This is a genomic window from Oceanobacillus zhaokaii (assembly GCF_003352005.1).
Taxonomy (GTDB): domain Bacteria; phylum Bacillota; class Bacilli; order Bacillales; family Amphibacillaceae; genus Oceanobacillus; species Oceanobacillus zhaokaii.
In genome coordinates, this window is sequence record NZ_CP024848.1 from 360,212 (window position 1) to 381,022 (window position 20,811).

24 protein-coding genes and 1 riboswitch are annotated in these 20,811 nt (G+C 38.7%); of the genes, 7 read left to right on the forward strand and 17 right to left on the reverse strand.

The features are described from left to right. Nucleotides 1-11: 11 nt before the first annotated feature. The 12 genes from CUC15_RS01885 to CUC15_RS01940 all read right to left on the reverse strand — a co-directional run bounded on the left by CUC15_RS01885 (nucleotide 12) and on the right by CUC15_RS01940 (nucleotide 6,679). Nucleotides 12-587 (reverse strand): YtxH domain-containing protein, encoded by a 576-nt coding sequence (locus CUC15_RS01885; RefSeq protein WP_114915100.1) that lies wholly within the window; start codon nucleotides 585-587, stop codon nucleotides 12-14. A gap of 43 nt (nucleotides 588-630) precedes the next feature. Further along, nucleotides 631-948 carry a gas vesicle protein gene (locus CUC15_RS01890; protein ID WP_114915101.1) on the reverse strand — a complete coding sequence of 106 codons (318 nt, stop codon included), beginning with the start codon at nucleotides 946-948 and terminating at the stop codon, nucleotides 631-633. A gap of 261 nt (nucleotides 949-1,209) precedes the next feature. Further along, nucleotides 1,210-1,530, reverse strand: coding sequence for a gas vesicle protein K (locus CUC15_RS01895; RefSeq protein WP_114918355.1), 321 nt, complete (start codon nucleotides 1,528-1,530; stop codon nucleotides 1,210-1,212). Next, nucleotides 1,520-1,768 carry a gas vesicle protein gene (locus CUC15_RS01900; protein ID WP_114915102.1) on the reverse strand — a complete coding sequence of 83 codons (249 nt, stop codon included), beginning with the start codon at nucleotides 1,766-1,768 and terminating at the stop codon, nucleotides 1,520-1,522. The genes CUC15_RS01895 and CUC15_RS01900 overlap by 11 nt, the downstream gene beginning before the upstream one ends. Before the next feature lie 14 nt (nucleotides 1,769-1,782). Further along, nucleotides 1,783-2,586 carry a GvpL/GvpF family gas vesicle protein gene (locus CUC15_RS01905; RefSeq protein WP_114915103.1) on the reverse strand — a complete coding sequence of 268 codons (804 nt, stop codon included), beginning with the start codon at nucleotides 2,584-2,586 and terminating at the stop codon, nucleotides 1,783-1,785. Nucleotides 2,587-2,596: 10 nt separating this feature from the next. After that, nucleotides 2,597-2,854, reverse strand: a complete 258-nt coding sequence (locus CUC15_RS01910) for a gas vesicle protein GvpG (RefSeq protein WP_114915104.1) — start codon at nucleotides 2,852-2,854, stop codon at nucleotides 2,597-2,599. Beyond that, the gene (locus CUC15_RS01915; RefSeq protein WP_114915105.1) at nucleotides 2,851-3,618 is read right to left on the reverse strand and encodes a GvpL/GvpF family gas vesicle protein; all 768 of its coding nucleotides are present in this window, start codon (nucleotides 3,616-3,618) and stop codon (nucleotides 2,851-2,853) included. Before CUC15_RS01915 ends, CUC15_RS01910 begins: the two co-directional genes overlap by 4 nt. A gap of 5 nt (nucleotides 3,619-3,623) precedes the next feature. Continuing rightward, the gene (gene gvpN / locus CUC15_RS01920) at nucleotides 3,624-4,538 is read right to left on the reverse strand and encodes a gas vesicle protein GvpN (protein ID WP_114915106.1); all 915 of its coding nucleotides are present in this window, start codon (nucleotides 4,536-4,538) and stop codon (nucleotides 3,624-3,626) included. A gap of 19 nt (nucleotides 4,539-4,557) precedes the next feature. Further along, a complete protein-coding gene (gene gvpO / locus CUC15_RS01925) occupies nucleotides 4,558-4,833 on the reverse strand; it encodes a gas vesicle protein GvpO (RefSeq protein ID WP_114915107.1) in 276 nt (91 codons plus the stop codon). Nucleotides 4,834-4,900: 67 nt separating this feature from the next. Beyond that, the gene (gene gvpA, locus CUC15_RS01930; protein ID WP_114915108.1) at nucleotides 4,901-5,176 is read right to left on the reverse strand and encodes a gas vesicle structural protein GvpA; all 276 of its coding nucleotides are present in this window, start codon (nucleotides 5,174-5,176) and stop codon (nucleotides 4,901-4,903) included. A 60-nt stretch (nucleotides 5,177-5,236) separates the two neighbouring features. After that, entirely contained in the window at nucleotides 5,237-5,806 is a 570-nt protein-coding gene (gene gvpQ, locus CUC15_RS01935; protein ID WP_114915109.1) for a gas vesicle protein GvpQ, read from the reverse strand. Nucleotides 5,807-5,974: 168 nt separating this feature from the next. After that, the gene (locus CUC15_RS01940) at nucleotides 5,975-6,679 is read right to left on the reverse strand and encodes a MerR family transcriptional regulator (protein WP_242985927.1); all 705 of its coding nucleotides are present in this window, start codon (nucleotides 6,677-6,679) and stop codon (nucleotides 5,975-5,977) included. Nucleotides 6,680-7,052: 373 nt separating this feature from the next. Here CUC15_RS01940 and uvrA point away from each other — a divergent pair, with 373 nt between their 5' ends. From uvrA to aroD, 3 genes are all read left to right on the forward strand, one after another. Beyond that, the gene (gene uvrA, locus CUC15_RS01945; RefSeq protein WP_114915111.1) at nucleotides 7,053-9,533 is read left to right on the forward strand and encodes an excinuclease ABC subunit UvrA; all 2,481 of its coding nucleotides are present in this window, start codon (nucleotides 7,053-7,055) and stop codon (nucleotides 9,531-9,533) included. A gap of 167 nt (nucleotides 9,534-9,700) precedes the next feature. Beyond that, nucleotides 9,701-11,446, forward strand: coding sequence for an ABC transporter ATP-binding protein (locus tag CUC15_RS01950; RefSeq protein ID WP_114915112.1), 1,746 nt, complete (start codon nucleotides 9,701-9,703; stop codon nucleotides 11,444-11,446). Between the two features lie 189 nt (nucleotides 11,447-11,635). Continuing rightward, nucleotides 11,636-12,400: a type I 3-dehydroquinate dehydratase gene (gene aroD, locus CUC15_RS01955; RefSeq protein ID WP_114915113.1), complete on the forward strand. Its 765-nt coding sequence runs from the start codon at nucleotides 11,636-11,638 to the stop codon at nucleotides 12,398-12,400. 199 nt (nucleotides 12,401-12,599) lie between these two features. Here the strand turns inward: aroD and CUC15_RS01960 are convergent, their stop codons facing one another. Continuing rightward, a complete protein-coding gene (locus tag CUC15_RS01960) occupies nucleotides 12,600-14,201 on the reverse strand; it encodes a catalase (RefSeq protein ID WP_114915114.1) in 1,602 nt (533 codons plus the stop codon). Nucleotides 14,202-14,373: 172 nt separating this feature from the next. Between CUC15_RS01960 and yfkAB the strand changes: the two genes are divergently transcribed. Further along, nucleotides 14,374-15,501 (forward strand): radical SAM/CxCxxxxC motif protein YfkAB, encoded by a 1,128-nt coding sequence (yfkAB, locus tag CUC15_RS01965; protein ID WP_114915115.1) that lies wholly within the window; start codon nucleotides 14,374-14,376, stop codon nucleotides 15,499-15,501. A gap of 200 nt (nucleotides 15,502-15,701) precedes the next feature. On the opposite strand, the gene CUC15_RS20765 is transcribed toward yfkAB, so the two are convergent. The 3 genes from CUC15_RS20765 to CUC15_RS01975 all read right to left on the reverse strand — a co-directional run bounded on the left by CUC15_RS20765 (nucleotide 15,702) and on the right by CUC15_RS01975 (nucleotide 17,365). Further along, nucleotides 15,702-15,788, reverse strand: coding sequence for a putative holin-like toxin (locus tag CUC15_RS20765; RefSeq protein WP_423241370.1), 87 nt, complete (start codon nucleotides 15,786-15,788; stop codon nucleotides 15,702-15,704). Nucleotides 15,789-15,913: 125 nt separating this feature from the next. Next, nucleotides 15,914-16,237, reverse strand: coding sequence for a CHY zinc finger protein (locus CUC15_RS01970; protein ID WP_114915116.1), 324 nt, complete (start codon nucleotides 16,235-16,237; stop codon nucleotides 15,914-15,916). Between the two features lie 63 nt (nucleotides 16,238-16,300). Continuing rightward, nucleotides 16,301-17,365 carry an LLM class flavin-dependent oxidoreductase gene (locus tag CUC15_RS01975; RefSeq protein WP_114915117.1) on the reverse strand — a complete coding sequence of 355 codons (1,065 nt, stop codon included), beginning with the start codon at nucleotides 17,363-17,365 and terminating at the stop codon, nucleotides 16,301-16,303. Nucleotides 17,366-17,598: 233 nt separating this feature from the next. Here CUC15_RS01975 and aac(6') point away from each other — a divergent pair, with 233 nt between their 5' ends. The 3 genes from aac(6') to CUC15_RS01990 all read left to right on the forward strand — a co-directional run bounded on the left by aac(6') (nucleotide 17,599) and on the right by CUC15_RS01990 (nucleotide 20,162). Beyond that, the gene (gene aac(6'), locus CUC15_RS01980) at nucleotides 17,599-18,039 is read left to right on the forward strand and encodes an aminoglycoside 6'-N-acetyltransferase (protein ID WP_114915118.1); all 441 of its coding nucleotides are present in this window, start codon (nucleotides 17,599-17,601) and stop codon (nucleotides 18,037-18,039) included. A 94-nt stretch (nucleotides 18,040-18,133) separates the two neighbouring features. Next, nucleotides 18,134-19,234 carry a mechanosensitive ion channel family protein gene (locus CUC15_RS01985; protein WP_114915119.1) on the forward strand — a complete coding sequence of 367 codons (1,101 nt, stop codon included), beginning with the start codon at nucleotides 18,134-18,136 and terminating at the stop codon, nucleotides 19,232-19,234. 328 nt (nucleotides 19,235-19,562) lie between these two features. Then, nucleotides 19,563-20,162, forward strand: coding sequence for a lysophospholipid acyltransferase family protein (locus tag CUC15_RS01990; protein ID WP_114915120.1), 600 nt, complete (start codon nucleotides 19,563-19,565; stop codon nucleotides 20,160-20,162). 56 nt (nucleotides 20,163-20,218) lie between these two features. Here CUC15_RS01990 and CUC15_RS01995 read toward each other — a convergent pair whose 3' ends face one another. Continuing rightward, nucleotides 20,219-20,701, reverse strand: coding sequence for a QueT transporter family protein (locus CUC15_RS01995; protein WP_114915121.1), 483 nt, complete (start codon nucleotides 20,699-20,701; stop codon nucleotides 20,219-20,221). Between the two features lie 9 nt (nucleotides 20,702-20,710). Continuing rightward, a riboswitch (PreQ1 riboswitch) is annotated at nucleotides 20,711-20,755 on the reverse strand. Nucleotides 20,756-20,811: the final 56 nt, after the last annotated feature.

A 20,811-nucleotide genomic window follows, 5' to 3' on the forward strand; every position in this document is an offset into this window, starting at 1 on the left:
TTTACCAAATGCTAGGCTTGTTGTCTCTGATTACGGTCTTGGCGTCCTTTCTCAGCTGTTCGTCTGGTACTGGAAGAGCTGGATTTTGAGTTAGCTTTAGTTTTTTGATCTGAACTTGAAGCGGAGTTCTGTTTTTCCCCTTCGTCATGCTCTTCCTCTTGTTCATTTCCCATTGCTTTTTCCATTTCACTGGATTGTAATTGGGATTCGTTCTCAGTGTCTTCTTCCTCTGATTTAACTCCATTTGACGGTTTATTTTTACCGATGTTGATCTTATCTTTCAGTTCTTTCGTTTTATTCGTTGCACTATCTTTGATTGCAGCGTATTTCTCCATTGCTGAATCACTCAGTTCACGGGATTTATCTACAGCCTTATCCTTAGCAGATCCTACTTGATAGGTGATATCCCCACGCAGTTCTTTTCCGGACTTAGGGGCCAATAATATCGTGGTAGCCACTCCAAGTCCCCAACCGATAATACCGCCTTTAATTACATCCTTTTTTGTATAAACTTTATCCATTACCTCTACATTTTCTTGCGCTTCTTTACTATTTTGCATTTCCTGTTTGTTTTGTTCAGTCATCATTCATTCCTCCTAGTAAAATTTTGGTTTTTCAGCTGTTTTAAAGTTAATTTCCAGCCATTTTACCTTCCAATTTCTCTAGTCGCTCGAGCAGCATTTGGTTTTCCTCTTTTAATTTATCCTGTTCCTGCATTGCAGCTTGGGAATTGAGGTATGGGTCTGTTTCCCACCAGTCCATCCCGATTTCCTTAGCCTTATCAACAGACGCGACAATCAGCCTGATCTTAATGGATAGTAGCTCCACATCTGCAATTCCCACTCGTATATCTCCCGCGATTACAACACCCTTATCTAGAACAGTTTCAAGAACGTCGACTAAATTACTGGATTGTGTTGTTGTTTGCGGCGAGTTTCCATTAACCATGTGTGTTATCCTCCTTCTGGGAAGCTCTCTTTTAAGGTTGTTCAAATAGTCCGGTGAAAATGACACTTCGCATTTCTTCGTTGGCTTGCTTTTCCGCTACTCACGCTAAAACATTCAGGGATCTTCTACTAAAACCGTCTACTTCCTGTAGACAACGTAGAAGTCACCACATCCTGTGGAAGCCCGCTGCTCAAATCTGCGCCGCCTCGAACTGCTCGGTCTTTTTCATCCTCCTTTTTGAACACGTACTTTTATCTAAAATTATAGTAAATTTCCCAATGGTCCCAAATCGATGTTCAAATCCTCATCGGTAAAATTAAAAATCTCTTTCAACTCTTCCATCTTTATATCCAAATTCATTAACGCGACACCGAGTTTTTCAATTTCCTCTTCCGACAGGTTTCCGCCGTCCACGCGGCGAATTGCCTGTCGTTCGACAAGCTGGCGCAATAGCTCGATCACGGTAAGGACAAGCTGGGCAAGGCCTTCTTCAGCACCCTCAGCGTCAAGTTCAATCCGTCCGCTTTTTTCCGGACGGTGGTCAAGACTTGCGAGTGATTTTGGTTGGTTATTAAGATTGATTGATGGCACGATCCAACTCCTCCTTCTCGTAATCAAATTGCTTGGATGATAATTTCTCAGCAGTTTGCTTATTCGACTCAATCAACGTTTCAACCGATGAAATTAATACGCGTAAATCGAGATAGACTAAATCAATTCCTGCGATGGAGAGGATGAGATCTCCCTTGATAGCCACACCTTTGTCAAGCACTACATCCAGTATATCAATGAGACCAACCTCTTTATTTTCAAACTCCATCTGTATCCTCCAAACTAGCTAATCCTGGCGAAGTGGTAGGATGGCCACGGCCCGGTAACTTCAAAGTGCCAGCCTGATTCTGCCCACTTCTCCTGTAGCTTTTTAATGACGGATTTAAATTCGTCCACTGCAAATTTCTCAAGCATATAGACACTGTTCCAGCACATTTCTTCTTCGCGGCCAGTTACATCCTTATTCCAGTTCTTTTTCACTTCCGTATCGACACTCAATGCTGCCAATTCATCATGAATTTCTTCTGAAAAAGCGTGTTTTTCTTTTTCTGCTTCCTGATCGATTAATTGGTCTAATCTTCTTTTCTCTAAGTACTGCCGACCTGGTGACATGGCGGCAATTTCCTCTTTCTTTGCTTCAATTGTTTCGTTATAGTTTGTCACCGTTTCTTTTACTTTTTCGGGCTCACAATAAATTTTTAAAATCCATTCTTCTTTGTCTGCGATATTCGATAGCAGTTTGGCCATGTGAGACTGATTTGTTTCGATTGTATTCTTCAGGCTTGCTTGACCCGAATAGATGGTACAGAACTTCATTGGTATGATTGGATATTTCTCATACAGCTTCATTAATGCTTCATGATGATGAAATGCTTTCTGATGAAGCCATTTCACATCATTTGTCTTTTTTTCGAGCTCTTTTTCACCATATTCTACTGGATCGAGCTCACATACCACTGCTTCGATTTCCTCAAAAGGAAGGCTGTAAACCTCCGACTCGTCATCCAGGCCTTTAAAAGAGGGGAGGGGTTGCACATCTTTTTCTCTAGCAGGGATAATTCCATATAAATAAATTAATTTTTCCATGATTCGTTCCTCACTTTTTACCTTTGGTCAGTTCATTGATTTGTTCCATTTCCCGCTTCTTAGCAATTTCGTAACGAATTAACAGTTCTGTCTCCGATTGTTTGTAGGAATCTTCATCAATTTCCTCCAGTTCATACATCATCTGTAAATGAATTAATTTCTTTTGGATATGCTCCAAATCATAAAATTCTTTTTCCACTTCCTCTTGAACCTTCTCTCCGATTTTTACAATCAGATTTATTGGCGAAGTGAAAATTTTGTGAATCATGCAGAGGGTTCCTCTACCTTCAATTTAATATTGATAAAGTTATATGCCGGCCATGGACCTGTGTATTTAAAGTCCACTTTATCTTGCCAGCTGTCATGGAGTTTGTTTACCTTTTCATCGAATTCCGCTTCCTTGTCACGGTCAATCAGGTAGGCTGTATTCAGAAGCATTTTTTCACCAATTGGATCATTAATTTGATCTGCTTCGGCAAGAGGTGTTAATGCATCATGTATTTCTGTCTTGATGTCATTCTGCAGTGATTGGAAGAAGTTCTTTGCCATTTCACCTAGTTGAATCCGGTCAAAATATCCGGCAGCCTCCGACTTGGAATGTACCACCTGTTTTTTCTTCATGACATCTTCGTTTTGATTGATGTTTTTCTCAAGCCAATCCTTCTTGCCAATAACTTTTAAACCAACCTCAATTTTCCCTTTGATTTGTGGGAAAATCTTCACCAGTTGAGGATAAAGGCTTTCCGCCAGAGCAATCACATCTTCTTCACTATGGAACATATTTCCAAAACTGATTGGAACAACTGTATCCATTTTTTCCATTACCTTAGAAAGCACTTGCTGATGCATCATTAGATTATCTTTACTAGGATGGTAAATTTTCATTGGAACTTTGGTGACAACCATCGCGGCGTCTTTATAATGAATGGTATAAACCTGTCTTTCCTCTCCTTCAAAATGAATTGTTCCAAAGGATTCTACTTTATCTGTCTGTATACTGCAAAAAACATAAATTCCTTGTTCATCGATCATTTCATTCACCCCACCTTAATTTTTTTGCATTCTTGTATGAGCTGTCTTTGTGCCCGTTGTTTATGTTTGTCCTCCACACATGCCTGAAGGGGAAACCATGTAATGTCAAAGCATAGCTGATAAAATTCCTCGTTCGACCCATCAACGGGAATGTCGTACCGTTTTACTAATTCAGCAATCATAATAGAGGCTCTTAGTGAAGGACCTTGAAAATCCTGTCCGGAATGACAAAGCTTCCTAATCTTCATCATAAATTCAACAATTGCTTCCGCTTTCTCCCGCTCAATCGAAGTTTTATTGATAACGGCTGTAATTTCCGATTCCTGCTCCAAAGATCCAAGCGTCAACGTCACCATCCGGTCAAGCAGTGCATCCTGAGTTTCATAAACACCTGCATACTCCACAGGGTTACTTGTAAAAATAACGGAAAAATCCGGATGAACCTTTATAAATGACTTCTTCTGCTTGGTTCCATAAAGAGGTAAAATCTTCTCTTCCAGTATAGGTAAAAATATATTGTTTATCTCTGGCTGGGAACGTGTAAACTCATCATATACTAGGGTATAGCCCTTCTTAACAGCTTCAAGCAATCTTCCATCAGCCCAAGACTCGGTAACATTTTCCTCGATTTTATGGACACTTCTTACATAATTATCCTTCAATTTTCTGCGTTTATAGCCTGTAAAAGCACCAATAAAATCCTCTGTAGAAAGATCTTTATTCCCGTTAATTAACATAACAGGGCGTTTTCTTTGCTTTGCAATATGAAGGGCCAGCGTTGTTTTTCCAATTCCTGAAGGACCTGTGAAGTGGAGTGGATAGCCAGTATCCAAATATCTTAATGACCGCTTTATAATTCCTTTATAGTATGATGATTGTTCATATAAACTTGTTTGATTTTTCTCTTCGTAATCGGTCATGTCTGATCCTCCTGTCTAACTAAGCCTGTTCCTCCAAATCGCTTCGGAACCGGAGACTTATTCTTGAAAAACCGGTAACCTCGGATTCCGGATCGAGAAAAATTTCATATAAACCAATCATTTGATCATTGGCATATTTTTTCATATACTCTTTTTCCTCTATGACTTCTACAAGTGCCCGCCAGCCACTCTCACCATTTTCCTCATGTTTTTTAACAGAAATAATTTTATGTGGAGGGGCGATATTTTCATTGAAAAAATGTTTTACTTCCTCCATAACCTTCATATATCTCACTTCCTTGCTCTTTCGTAAGTATGGATGGAATCAGGAATCTGTTCCAGACCCTGATTCCAGTTGTGGTTTAAGCTTCTTCTTCTTCATAATCCAAACTATCTGTACGTGCAGATAAACGGTCTGATAGGCCATCTTCCTCAAAATCATCCTGCAATAAACCGACAGCCTCTGCATATCGTAACCATGTATCGACACTGGCAATAACAACACGCGCCTCAATGGTAATCAATTCGATTCCTACCACAGAAACTCTTGCGAATGCATCTATTACAATTCCTTTATCCAGTATTCGGTCAATAACCTCCGCTAAGCTTGAACTATCGGTTGACTTTTGTATAGCCATTTGAACATGCTCCTTTCCGGTTGTTGAACTAATTATTAAAAAAAGCTGTGTTAAGCTTGATTATCTAACGTTAGAGTGATGTTTAATGCTTCTTGGACCTTTAATTTTCGTAGAGCTCTTAATGGAGGCAGCACTTTTAACATGACTTACACCTTTAATATGATTTGCACTCCGAACTCCTGTATCTGATGTTTTCCTTTTATTTAATTTGTTCTGAAATTCCTGTCCAGTTTCCTTGGCACCAGCAACTTTTTTCTTAACATGCAATAGTGCGTGCTGCATTTTGTCTTCTGCTTTTTCTGCATTGGCGTGAACCTTTTTCGCATTTTCATCCTTCTTTTTCTTCAGCTTTTCTGCTGCTTCATTCGCTTTGGATTGGATGCCTTCAGTTAATTTATTGCGAAATTGCTCAGTCATTTCTTCTTTAAATTCTGATTTTACGGCTTGTTTCATCTCTGTTGGATTGTCAGCTCGTTTGATAATTTTTTTTACCTTTGGCACAGCATGGCTTATCCCTTTTCTTACCTTAGGAAATAACAGCGGTGCCGTAGTAGCTAAAAAGGTAATCCCACCAGCAATAAACGATGCTTGTACGCTGGGTTTCTCAATTATTTTCTTAGGTGCTTCCATAGGTAACCTCCTTAAAGGACCACCAGGCTGAATTTAGCCCTTTTCAAATAGATACCCTCCCACACTTTTTAGGAAACTGGTTATTTTTTCCTGTTAAAATGTTGCCTGTTTAAAACGGTGCCTGTCACTTCCCGGTTATTGTCGAACCAACGAAAAAAAGCTTCCAAATTAACTTGGAAGCTTTTCTAATAAGCTATACAATTTATGAAGATAGTATCCTCCACGAAGCTGTTTTTTTATCAGATAATCCATATATGTAAGTGAATCCTTTGCTATCTTTTTAGCCTGTGCCAGATTATTTTGATCGATTTCATCTACTACTCGCCGGACAATTTCCAGTGAATAGACAGCAGACCGTATTGTTCGAATAATTAATAGTCTGCGTATATCAGCACGACTATATTTCCGATAGCCATTATCAATCTCACGCTCTGGCTCAATCAGTCCTTCTTTTTCCCAATGTCTGAGAGTTGATGCAGGAACATCAATTTCTTCAGCAACCTCACGAATTGAGTACCAGTCCTTTTTATGACGAGCGGAGAATCCTTCAAGCTCTTCTAATTCGAGTGCTTGGAGTGCTTGCTCTGCTTTAGTCTTTTCTTGGTGAAGCTTTGCCTGGGCCTCATTCACCAGCCAAAGTGCTTCCGTTAGTTTTTGCTCCTGAATTAGCGGCATAATTTTGCGTACAAGATCCATGCCAAATCCCTCGTTCATCGCGCGAATACATTCAAAATACGCAACATGCTCGTCTGTATAAAGCCGATATCCATTAGCGGAACGATTAACAGGAGGGACAATACCCCATGCTTCGTAATGCCTCAGTGCACTTGTACTAATTCCCAGCTTCCGAGCAATTTCGATTGGTTTAACCATTATGTAATCCTCCCTAGTTTCATCCTAAACATTAAAGTAAAGGACGGAAAGTTGTCAATTAATCCCATAAAATGAGTGAAAAAATATAAAAACATTCCCATTTGCATCTATGTCGTAGAATGAATATGTACGTTATTATTTTGAAATGAAAGAGGATAATAATGAATTTGAGGATGGAATTTATACTATTAGGAAATATAGGCACGCAAATAAAATATTAAATTAATCGATTATTCCTTGCGAAAAAGTTTAAAGTACCATGACGGAATAATGTTAATTAATGTTACTATAACAAGTTATACTTACGTTAAGTTTATCACTTGCATTAATGTTATATACTATTACTGTGAGTCTTATTAAGGGAGGAACTAATTTGAAAGATATGATTGTCATTAAAGGTGCGAAGGAAAATAATTTAAAAAATATTTCACTAACAATTCCAAAAAATAAACTCGTCGTTATTACCGGACCATCAGGATCGGGAAAATCGACACTGGCACTAGATACTTTGCAACGAGAAAGTCAGCGACAATTTATGGAATCGATGGGCATGCCAACCGACGGATTTAGTAAACCAAAAGTCGATTCCATGATTGGACTATCCCCTTCAATAAGTGTTGGACAGCATGTAACCAATCGAAACCCTAGATCAACAGTTGGAACCGTAACAGATATGTATACTTATTTACGTTTGATTTATGAAAAACTCGGTGAGCGAACATGTCCAAACTGCCAAACAACTATTTTACCCACGCTAGATAAAGAGGCAACTGAAGAAAAGACAGCTAACTTCAAAGAATATATTCAATGTCATAATTGTGATCACCGTTTAGAAAAACTTACACGTTCCCATTTTTCATATAATACGTTAGAAGGAGCATGTCCAACATGCAGTGGACTTGGTTACGTAACAGATATTCATTTAGCATCCGTATTTAAAGAAAACCTTAGTTTAAAGGAAGGCGCTGTCGCAATTGGCATGTGGAATGGATCATATGGCGAATATCAAAGACAGATTATAAAAGCGGCCTCTGAACATTATGGTATTACCTATGATGAGAATCTCCCATTAAAAGACTTCAGCGGTGAACAGCGAGATTTATTATATTATGGTGTGGAAAGCGACATTTTTTCAGCTCACTTTCCTGATGTCAAGCCACCAAAATCTGTAGGGAAAGGAAAGTTTGAAGGTATTCTTACAGGGATGCGGAGAAGATACGAGGAAAAGGGCGGGAGTGCCAGTTCAGGTGAAGCTGCCTATTTCTATTCACAGCCCTGCTCTGATTGTCATGGAAAGCGGCTTAATAAAGAAAGCAGAGAAGTACTTGTTGCAGGAACATCAATTACAGATGTTTCGGATTACTCACTTGAAGCGATGCATGCTTGGTTAATAGATTTACAACAATCACTCGGGTCAGAGGATGTTGTAATCGTTGAATCATTTTTACATGATCTTATTTCTAAAGTAAAGCGAATCATTCATGTTGGTTTAGGCTATTTATCTATGGACAGGCAGACGATTACCCTTTCTGGTGGGGAAGCACAGCGCCTAAGGCTCGCATCGATTCTTGGTTCTGGTTTAACTGGTGTTCTCTATATTCTTGATGAACCAACAGCAGGACTGCATCCAAAGGATACAAAAGGATTAGTGACGATTATGAAACAGCTGCGAGATCTTGGTAATACGGTCCTTGTAATTGAACATGATGTTGATGTCATGAAAGAAGCGGACCATATTATTGACATAGGCCCAGGTGCTGGAATTAACGGTGGAACGGTTGTAGGTGCTGGTACATTGCTTGAACTAATCAAACAACCAGAGTCGGTTACTGGGGCATTTTTAAGAGATAAGCCAGTCCTGCATGAAAATCATCGACAAGGTTCAGGCGAGCAATTGACAATCCATAATGCAACGAAACATAATTTGCAAGATGTCACGGTATCGATTCCACTAGGATGCCTTGTATCGGTAACAGGTGTGTCCGGCTCAGGAAAATCAACGTTAATCTTTGATGTGCTAGCGGCTGGTGAGAATGGAGTATATCAGGGTTGTGAAAAAATTACTGGGTTTAAATCGATTGATAAAGTGATTACTGTGAATCAATCTGCATTAAGCAGAATGCAACGATCAAACGTAGCAACCTATACAGATGCATTTACAAATATAAGAAACCTATTTGCAAGTTTACCTGAAGCAAAAGAGAATAAGCTTAAACCGAAAGATTTCTCCTTTAATACGACTGGTGGAAGATGTGAAAATTGTCAAGGTCTCGGATTCGTAGCAGTGAATATGTATTTTTCAGCTGATATTGAAATACCTTGTCCGGTTTGTCATGGATCACGATTTAAGGAAAATATCTTACAAGTAACATATAAAGGAAATTCTATTTCAGATATTCTCGATATGTCAATTGAAGAAAGCTTGCCGATTTTTGATGATCATAAGAAGCTATATCCAATTGTACAATTATTAAATGAAATTGGACTTGGTTACTTGAAATGGGGACAATCACTAACGACATTATCTGGTGGAGAAGGGCAACGACTGAAGCTAGCGAAAGAATTGAATAAACCAGCGAATAAATCGACGCTTTATTTATTGGATGAGCCTTCGACGGGATTGCATCCAAGAGATGTGAAGCAATTGCTTTTATTGTTAAATCGATTGGTTGATGCTGGGAACACTGTGATCGTTGTAGAGCATAACAGTGATGTGATTCGTGCGTCGGATTGGGTGATTGATTTAGGTCCGGAAGGTGGAAGTGCCGGCGGAAGAATCATTGCTGAGGGAACACCTGAGGAAATAACAAATGAAAAAGCCTCTCATACTGGTGCTTTTCTAGATATCCAGTAAAATAGAAGAAGACTTAGTTTTGATGACATTTTATCTTAAAGCTGCGGAGGCGGCGTCCGCAGCAACAATCATCATTGCAATTATGTATGAATTAATATAGCCATCAATAACGATGCATCAATTAAAAACGGAAAATGACAGCAATATTCGGGGAGTGACAGGCACTAATGGAAAAACAGGTACCAAAAGAAAAAAAGGGTTTAAAACCGTTTATATCTTTAATTTTATCAACAAAGGTTCCAAAGCTGGCACTAATATTTGGCTTGATTGGAAGTATTATTACAATGATCGTCGGCCTTTCCATCCCACTTCTGACCAGGGAATTAGTTGACGGCTTCTCAGTGGAAGCATTAAGCGTCACACTAATTATCGTTATCTTCGTCGTGTTTATTTTACAGGCGGTAGTAGACGGTCTATCCACTTATTTACTAGCTGTTGTAGGACAAAGGATTGTTGCCAGACTGCGAGAAAGAATGTGGTTCAAGCTTATCCGTTTACCAGTAAGTTATTTTGATAAACATGCGAGTGGAGAATCTGTGAGCCGGGTTGTTAACGATACTGGAATCGTCAAAGACCTAATAACTCAACATTTTCCTCAGTTTATTACGGGGATCATTACAATTATAGGTGCAATTATTATCTTAATAATTATGGATTGGAAGATGACATTATTAATGTTAATCGCAGTCCCTGTTACATTTGCAATTATGATGCCACTCGGAAGCAGAATGTCGAAAGTATCGAAAGGGATGCAAGATGAAACTGCGACGTTTACCGGTACAATCCAACAAACGTTAAGTGAAGCACGTCTAATGAAATCTTCGACAGCCGAGAAAGTCGAGGAGAAAAAAGGGGTAGCTGGAATCGGCAATTTATATCGTTACGGATTAAAAGAAGCGAAGATCTTCGCACTGATTGGTCCATCTATCTACACGATTATGATGCTTGTTATTGTGGCTATTATTGGCTATGGCGGGATTCGCGTTGCAGAAGGTACAATGTCAACTGGTTCACTTGTTGCGTTTCTGCTTTACCTTTTCCAAATCATTTATCCAATTACATCCTTTGCAATGTTCTTCACAGAGTTGCAAAAGGCTAAAGGAGCAACAGAACGTATTATAGAAATATTAGAAATACCGGAAGAACCTGGACAAGAAGGAATTGATAAAGATATTGCTAATGAAACAGTTCATGTTAACAATGTTTCCTTTGCGTATAATGAAGAAGAGTCAGTTCTTAAGAATATTACGTTCGATGCGAGGCCCGGTGAAATGATTGCATTCGCAGGACCGAGTGGCGGTGGGAAAACTACTTTATTCAGTTTACTCGAAAGATACCACGCGCCAACAGCGGGAGAAATCCGAATTGGTGATACACCAATCAATGCGTTATCGATGGTATCATGGCGAAGTCAAATTGGCTATGTTTCTCAGGAAAGTGCGATGATGGCTGGGACAATTCGTGATAATTTGACTTATGGACTAAGTAATGCAGAAAGTGTAACAGATGAACAGTTATGGAAGGTTACGGAAATGGCTTATGCTGATACATTTATTAAGACTTTCGCCAAAGGACTGGATACTGAAGTCGGCGAACGTGGTGTGAAGTTATCTGGTGGTCAACGCCAGCGAATTAATATTGCGCGTGCATTCCTGCGTGATCCAAAAATCCTAATGCTTGATGAAGCAACAGCAAGCTTAGATAGTCAGTCGGAACATGCCGTTCAGGGAGCTTTAACACGATTAATGGAAGGGCGAACAACATTCGTTATTGCCCACAGGTTATCGACGATCGTTGACGCAGATAAAATTATTTTTATCGAAAATGGCGAAGTAACAGGATCTGGAACCCACCAGGAATTAATCGAAACTCATGAGTTATATCGTAAGTTCGCGGAACAACAGTTAACGTAATGTATTATCTAATATGGAATTTAGAAAATCTACCTCTCAAGGATAATAAGACTCTTCCTGGGAGGTTCTTTTTTTACAAATACGTATGTTAGAATTAGAAGTATTCGCAAAAATACGTTATCTTAACAGATAGGAACGGCTTATGGTTTTATTCATATGCAAGAGGTTTTGATAAAGGAGGTATACTGCATGAACAACACATTAACGGTAAAAGGGATAACGATAGGAGAAGGAGCACCGAAGATTTGTGTGCCGATGGTAGGGACAACAGTCGAGCAATTGCTTAAGGAAGCGGAACTACTTATAACCCTAGATTTAGAATTAGTTGAATGGCGTGTAGATTTTTTTGAATCGGTTGAGGATATAGAAAAAGTAAAAGAAGTATTAACTAAAATTAGAGAGAAACTAATCGATATTCCGCTTATTTTCACATTTCGAACTGCAAAGGAAGGTGGAGAAAGGGAAGTCTCCATGAAATATTATGTCGCATTAAATAAAGCAGCTGTAGAGAGTAACGCTGTAGAATTTATTGATGTCGAATTATTTAGTGGGGATCAGGAAGTTAAATTCCTTGTCGAGACAGCACATCAACATGAGGTAGCTGTCATCATCTCAAATCATGATTTTGAAAAAACGCCACCAAAAGAAGAAATCATTACCCGGTTACGGAGAGCGCAAGACGTGGGAGCGGATATCCCAAAGATTGCTGTGATGCCAAAAAATGTGCAGGATGTTATCACACTATTAGATGCAACAAATGAAATGAAAACTCGCTATGCAGATCGACCGATTGTTACGATGGCGATGGCAGGGCAAGGGGTTATTAGTAGATTAGCTGGTGAGATATTTGGATCTGCGATTACCTTTGGAACGGCAACTAAGGCGTCTGCACCAGGACAAGTAGGGGTGCTAGAATTAAGAAAGGTACTTGATTTGATCCATAATAATCTTTGATGGCATAAGCGGAAATGAATGAGGTTTCCCCTTAAGAATAGGAGAAACCTCATCTTATCATGTGCTCTTATTGTTTTCAGGAAATTATTGTCTTGCGCTTAGTTAACAGACAGAAGAACCCCTACATGACTGAATTGAGCATCCCACCGCCCAAATCGAGCGGCAACGCCGGCCAATAAAGAGTCCTCAAAACAAAAAATTAATACGGCTCTGCGTCATGCCCTTTTTCTATCGCATCTTGCACAGCTTGCTCAGCATCAGTTGCACCGAGTGGATGCATTTCATCTGCCATTTCCATTCCTGTATTAGTTTTTCCAGCTAAACCTTCTCGCAGGCGACGACCATATTCTTCATCCGCTTCCTCTGCTAAAGCAATCATTTTCTCTTGAATCACTTTTGCACAGCTAGATAGATCACCGATAAGATTGGAGATTAATTCGTCTTTTTCCCATTGTTCAAAACTCCGGTACGTTTCTCCCGCTTGTTTCGTATTGTCATTTCGTTCAATCGATTCACGGACTAAATACCCTTCAACCATCGGTGTGTATTCTTTGCCAGTCTGTTCTGCTTCCTTTAATCCACCCAAGCTGGATGGTTCATAGTTTACATGAGGGTTCTGACCTGGTGCCTTATCATTATGATACCTTAGTGTACCACCCTCCTGATTTGTAGCTACCCTTTTTTTCGCAGCATTGATAGGCAGCTGCAAATAATTGGCACCTACACGATATCGCTGGGTATCAGAGTAGGAGAATGTTCTCCCTTGCAACATTTTATCATCCGAGAAATCAAGACCATCGACAAGGACCCCAGTACCAAAAGAAGCCTGTTCCACTTCATTAAAATAATTCTCAGGATTTTTATTTAATACCATTTTGCCAACTGCTCGCCATGGAAATTGCTCCTCTGGCCAGAGCTTCGTATCGTCAAGCGGGTCGAAATCAAGCTCTGGGTGAGGGCCGTCCTCCATAATTTGGACTAATAGTTCCCATTCAGGATAATCGCCATTTTCAATCGCTTCATATAAATCCTGTGTGGCATGATTAAAGTTCTTCCCTTGAATTTCTTCCGCTTCTTTTATTGTTAAGTTTTTAATCCCTTGCTTCGGTTCCCAGTGGTATTTAACAAGTACAGCTTTTCCTTCAGCGTTCACCCACTTATACGTGTTAACACCTGAACCTTGCATCATTCGGTAGTTCGCTGGAATGCCCCAAGGGGAATAGACAAATGTCACCATGTGGAAGGATTCTGGTGAATTTGCACAAAAGTCAAAGAATCGTTCACTATCCTGGATGTTTGTTACTGGATCTGGCCTAAATGCATGAATCATGTCAGGAAATTTCATTGCATCACGAATGAAGAATATCTTTAAGTTATTCCCAACTAAATCCCAATTTCCATCTTCTGTGTAAAATTTTACCGCAAACCCGCGTGGATCACGAACTGTTTCTGGAGAATGCAAGCCGTGAACAACCGTGGAAAATCGGACGAAAACAGGAGTCTGTTTTCCTTCTTCTTGGAAAACCTTTGCCCGTGTATATTTGGAAATCGGGTCATCTCCAGCCTTCCCGTAAGTTTCAAAGTAACCATGTGCACCAGCACCGCGTGCATGGACAATCCTTTCTGGTACTTTTTCTCTGTCAAAATGACTAATCTTTTCGATAAAATCATAGTTCTCGAGAGTTGCAGGACCACGATTTCCAACAGTACGGATATTTTGATTGTTCGTAACAGGATGTCCTTGCCTAGTTGTTAGTGTGTTTTCGTTTTCAATATTCGTCTCGTTCTTTTCCTTAGCCATTTTATCCTCCTCTTTCTTACAGTATGTAATAAATCGTTTAAAAAACAATTCATCCATAGCGTTTCCCAAAAGAGAAAAAATAATCAGATTGGACATAGAAAAGATTTGCCGCGCATATGTCAGTAGAAGTGGTAAAATAAGTAAGTCTCACCAAAGAAAGGAAGGTTCATACATGGCAATAGCTACATCGAAATTAAAAACTATTACACCGGTATATGACCCCTGGGAAGCTTATATGGACGTTGAAGAATACGGGGGAATGAACTTAACAAATATTGAATTTACAACAACATACATGTGTAATATGCGCTGTGCTCATTGTGCAGTTGGTTACATGCTGCAAAACAGTGATCCAGATGCATTGCCAATTGAATTACTGATTGAAAGATTAGATGAGATACCAAAGCTTCGTACCTTAAGCATTACCGGTGGGGAACCGATGATGAATAAGAAGATGATGCGTAATTATGTTATTCCACTAATGAAATATGCACACGACCGTGGTGTAAGAACACAGATGAATTCTAATTTAACATTGCCATATGACAGATATGAGCAGATTATCCCTTATCTGGATGTCCTGCATATCTCTCATAACTGGGGAACTGCCGAGGAATTTGCGGAAACAGGATTTGCAATGATGGAGAGGAAACCAACAATTGAAAATCGCAAAAAGTATTTTGAACGGTTAGTGGAAAACTCCCAGCGTCTCTCTAAGGATGGGGTCATGGTATCAGCGGAAACAATGCTGAATAAACGAACATTTCCATATTTGGAACAAATTCATGACTATATCAATGAAATGGGTTGTGCGAGGCATGAGCTGCATCCAATGTACCCTGTAGATTTCGCTAGCAACTTAGAAATACTTAGTCTAGATGAAATGCGAACTGCGATTAATCGTATGTTAAATCATCGGAATCAAGACATGTGGATGTTGTTTGGTACCTTGCCATTCTACGCTTGCAGTGGAAATGATGAGGATTTAGAGCTCCTTCAACGAGTTTATAAGGAAAAAAATGTGACAGTAAGAAATGACCCAGATGGCCGGTCTCGTTTGAATGTTAATATTTTTAATGGAGAAATCATTGTTACCGATTTTGGAGATGAACCTTCATTAGGAAATATCAAGACGACATCACTGCCAGACGCATACTCCCGATGGGTGGGAACAAAAACAGCGCAAAGTCTAAACTGTCATTGCCCTGCTGTTAAATGTCTCGGACCAAATTTATTAGTTAAGAATGCCTATTATCGCGATGTTGATTTTAGTAAGCGAAAGGCGAATATTAGTATGTAACGGATTAATAATGGTTTGTTGGCAACTAGACAAATCCAGAATATTTCATTATAATTAACATAGAATAAAAAATAAGTCGCCAAGGTGCGCTAACACCTTGACGACAAGTGTAACTTACGATACCCAAAATAAAGGGATCGGCAACAACTGAATTATTAAGAAAAAATAATCCATTCGTTTACCTGGTCAAGGCAAGTGGATTATTTTTTTCTGTCAATATCAGCCAAGATACTCACAATTAACGCTGCAAATGCAATTGCAAACATGAGAGCCTCGTACACTGACATAGCAACACCCCCTTTCCAAAAAAGAGCGGGTGGTGCTGCCGATCCACTTTACCTCGAATTATCGTTAGTTACCCCTAGATTATATCTTAATTTTAAATAAAAAGGAAACGTACTTTCTGTTTAAATTAACAAATATCCTTAAATTCAAAGTAAAGATGGTAATGTTTTTTACACCCATCGTTAAATTTAGAATTGCAGTTTACGCATTTACCATTATCCATATACAAATTTATTGGTTGCTCAGTCTTACAGACGCCGCATAATATCGCCAATTCATTGAATTCTTCTTTTTTCCATACAGAAATAGTATGACTTTCGCACTCATTATGACATTTATAGCATGGATAATATTTGTTACAGCATTTAAACTTAATCGCGATAATATCCTTATCAGTCGCATAATGCTTACATCGAGTCTGATTGTCAATAATATGTCCATATACTTTCATCGTTTTCCTCCTGGTTAGATATTATAGGGCCTATAAAACTGAAGAATCTATTTTAACTAGAAACTACTTATACTCCGTTTGTTCTTCTGCTTCCCATTTCGCAACCTCTGTTCGAACAATAGGTGCAACTTCTTTGCCTAATAATTCAATGGCTTTCATGACATCCTCATGGGGCATTGAGCCAACCGGGACATGAAGCATAAATCGCGTAATTCCAACATTCTTGCGTAAAAAGATAATTTTTTCGGCAACCGTTTCTGCATCGCCAACATATAAGGCGCCTTCTAAGCTTCGTGCTTGATCAAAGCTTCCTCTTGTATATGCTCCCCATCCACGCTCTCTTCCCAGAACGTTCATTGCTTGTTGTGTAGGTGGGAAGAACTTTTCTACCGCAATATCGGTACTTTCAGCAACAAATCCATGCGAATGAGAGGCTACCGTTAATTTAGATGGATCATGTCCACTTCTTTCGGCCGCACGCTTATATAATTTCACAAGCGGGGCAAACTGGACTGGGCTTCCACCAATAATGGCTAGAACAAGTGGAAGACCAAGCATACCAGCGCGAGCAACCGATTCTGGAGTTCCGCCACTAGCAATCCACACAGGTATTGGATTTTGGACTGGTCTTGGATAGACTCCACGGTTTTGGATTGCAGGTCGGTGCTTTCCGCTCCACGTTACCTTTTCGGATTCTCGTATTTTTAGCAACAAATCCAGCTTCTCATCAAATAATTCATTATAATCATTTAGATCATAGCCAAACAAAGGGAAGGATTCGATAAAAGAACCCCTTCCTGCCATAATTTCTGCACGTCCATTAGAAATAGCATCTACTGTAGCAAAATCCTGAAATACCCGAACTGGATCATCTGAGGATAATACCGTTACCGCACTCGTCAGTCTTATCCGGTTTGTCTGTGAAGCTGCTGCAGCAAGAAGCACTGCTGGTGCTGACGCAGCATAATCTTGTCGATGATGCTCGCCAACTCCAAAGACATCTAATCCGACTTGATCCGCTAATACAATTTCTTCAACAACTTCTCTTATTCGTTCTGCATGACTGCTTACTTTTCCTGTATGTACATCTGGAGTAGTTTCGACAAATGTAGTGATACCAATTTCCATTTTACTGCCTCCTTTATGGGCAATGTTTATTAGTTTATTGAATTGTCATGAATATTAATTCTGTCATTATCATAGATTATTTGGAGAATTTTAGGAAGAAATTTGTTTTATCCTAATTTTCCTTTAAAGTAAAAAGAAATGATGCTGCAACATCTGCAAAAGGAATGGCCTCCAAGTAATAATGATTAGAAGGTCATAATAAATTACTTAAAATTAAGAAAGGAGACCAAAATATGGGGGAAGTAATTCAAGCCAGTACCGACCATCTTCATGAGTTAACAAATCTCGCGATGGATCTCTGGCCTGACAATGACTTTGAAAACCTAAAGAAAGAGTTCGCTGAAAGTATCGATACAGACCAAAATAAAGTATTTCTTTATTGTATAGAAAAGCGGCTCGTTGCCTTTATCCATCTCTCAATCCGAACAGATTATGTCGAGGGATCGAATTCTAGTCCTATAGGATATATTGAGGGGATCTATGTATTACCTGAATTTAGACAAAAGGGAATATCTAAAAAGCTATTTGCACGAGGAAGAAATTGGCTGCTAAATAAAGGATGTAAGCAGGTAGGATCTGATATCGAATGGAATAATCAAGTGAGCTATGAATTTCATAAAAGTATTGGATTCAAAGAAGCAAACCGATTAATAGCGTTTATTCAAGATTTGTAAATTGCAAGAATCACCATACCTTTTGCTAAATGCCCCCTCTTTACGTTAAAATAGGTGCATACAATCAGCTAGAACAGCGGAGGTATGTATAGTTATGAATTGGCAGAAATTTTTTACGTATGATAATATGATTGATCTCGGAATTTCAATTGGGATCTTTTTACTTTTCTTAGTGTTTAGAAAGATATTTACGAAATATGTCTTTACACTATTACTTAAATTAGGTGATAAATCACCAACTAAATTGTTCGCAGAGATTTTTATTGCATTTAAGAAACCAGTAGAGTGGTTGTTTACTGTTATTGGTATTTATATTGCTGCATCTTATTTCCCTCATTTTAATCAGGGGAATGAATTCTTCAAAAATATAATTGGTTCTATGTACATTTTCCTTTTTACATGGGGATTCTATAATTTGGCTTCTTCAGATTCGATATTTTTCAGAGGAATTAATAAAAAAGTGGACTTCGATAAAGATAATATTATTATTCCCTTACTTTCAAAAGCATTGCGATTTATCATTGTCGCGATTGCGCTAACTGTTGTCTTGCAGGAATTCGGCTATAATGTAACTGGCTTTGTCGCAGGTTTAGGACTGGGTGGTCTAGCTATTTCGTTAGCTGCTCAGGATATACTTGCTAATATGATTGGTGGATTTGTAATTATCACAGAAAAACCTTTTACCAAAGGAGATTGGATTGTCACTCCAAGTATTGATGGTACGGTTGAGGAGATAGCCTTCCGAAGTACGAAAGTGAGAACAGCAACTGATGCACTTGTCGTTGTACCAAACGCGACATTAGTGAAAGAGCCGATCACAAATTGGAGTAAAATGGAAAAACGTCAAAATTCATTTGATTTAACCTTAACGTATGAAACGCCACAAGAAAAGGTAGAAACGATGGTAAGGCAAATTGACTATCAATTAAAGAATAATCCGGATATTGATCAAGAAACGATTTTAGTCAAATTTAACAAGTATAATGAAAATGGCTATAACATCTTGGTTCATTACTTTACTAAAACAACTGCATGGACAGAATATGTAAGTGTAAATGAGAAAGTTAACTTTAAAATCATGGAACTTCTTAGAGATGAGGATATCGAATTAGCTGTTCCTGCAAGGGCATTATATGTACAAGATTCAAGAGGCAGTCAAGAAATGAATGCTATGCATAGAGAATCAGATCACTAGAAAGAAAGGAGACACTATCCTTTCTTTCTTTTTGGCCAAAAGGCTGCTCTCTATAAACAGTTGATATAGATTGCGAACTAGGGGCAATGTTGACTTTTGCTTCTGACAGTAATAAGGTTTGGAGCAACGCTGATTCTCATCGGAAGAAAAGCTTTTGGTGGAACTGAAGATTTGTCTTTTCCTATTTCGTTAGTAGCCTCTAAATAAATTAGTTTGCAGTTAGATTAACAGCAATAAAATAAAAATTAGTACTAGGTAATAACACTTTGTGATAAAATAAAATGAACGAGCCTTTAAATGAAAAAGTACACTAGTGGAGGAGAAGAGGATGTATCATTTCGCAGCGTATGTAGTTAAAATAATCTTGAACTTATTTGGCAGGATTAAGGTTTTTCAAAAAGAGAAGATACCAACGTCAGGTGGCTATGTTATTGCATGTACACATACTGGTTGGGTAGATATATTGTGGTTAGGTGTTTCCTTACTTCCAGTCAAAATACATTATATGGCGAAAAAGGAATTATTTCAATCAGGTTTTACTAAGTGGTTAATGAATGCCTTGAATGCTTTTCCGGTTGATCGGGAAAACCCTGGTCCAAGCTCGATAAAAACTCCGAGAAAACTACTGAAGGAAGATAAAGTAGTTGGGATTTTCCCAAGCGGAACGAGAACGAGTGAGGAGGTTCCATTAAAAAGGGGAGCTGTGACGATTGCAGCATATGGCAAGGTGCCGATTGTTCCAGCAGCATATGTCGGTCCAAATAATTTTAGTGATTTATTAAAACGGCAAAAGCCGAAAATTATTTTCGGGGATCCGATCTATTTATCCGAGGAACAACCAAAAAAAGAAGCAATTGAAACAATGATGGCAGAACTAAATAATGCATTTAATCATCTGCAAAAGCAGTTAACAACTAATGATATATAATCGATTAGAAAGAAACTCCCAACGAATTTGTCGTTGGGAGTTTCTTTTGCTATATTCTATAAAACATCGTCAAAGTGTACTCGTTTATTTAAAAGATAAATTAATGGTATTCCAACTGCTAGTACTGCAAGTTCACCAGCTGCTGTTGTTAACCATGAAAATAAAAATGGCAGACCCAATGCCAATTTTAGTTCAAATGCGATGATAAACATATTAAATGAAAAGATAAGTGCATTCATGACAAGCAATACTAACTTATCCTTAATATAGTTTGAAAGTAATATAATAATGCTTAATGAGATGGCTGAGTGTGCTACCCCAAATATAAGATCAAACCAGCCTAATGGTGAGAATAAGTTGGTGATAAATACACCTAATATAATTCCGAAAAAGAATTTCTTATTAAATACGACGAGATGATTAAACATCTCGGAAATACGAAACTGAACATTCGTAAATCCAAATGGTTGGACGAGTAACGACACGGCAACATAGAGCGCTGCTAACAAGCCGTTTACTACCAATGTTTTTACATTCATTATTAAAATCTCTCCTTAGTTTTTTTGCGTGGGAGGGTCGCGAACCACGTTTCTTGATAATGCCAGAGCATATTATAGTACAAATTGCTGAAAATGAAAAGCTATTATTT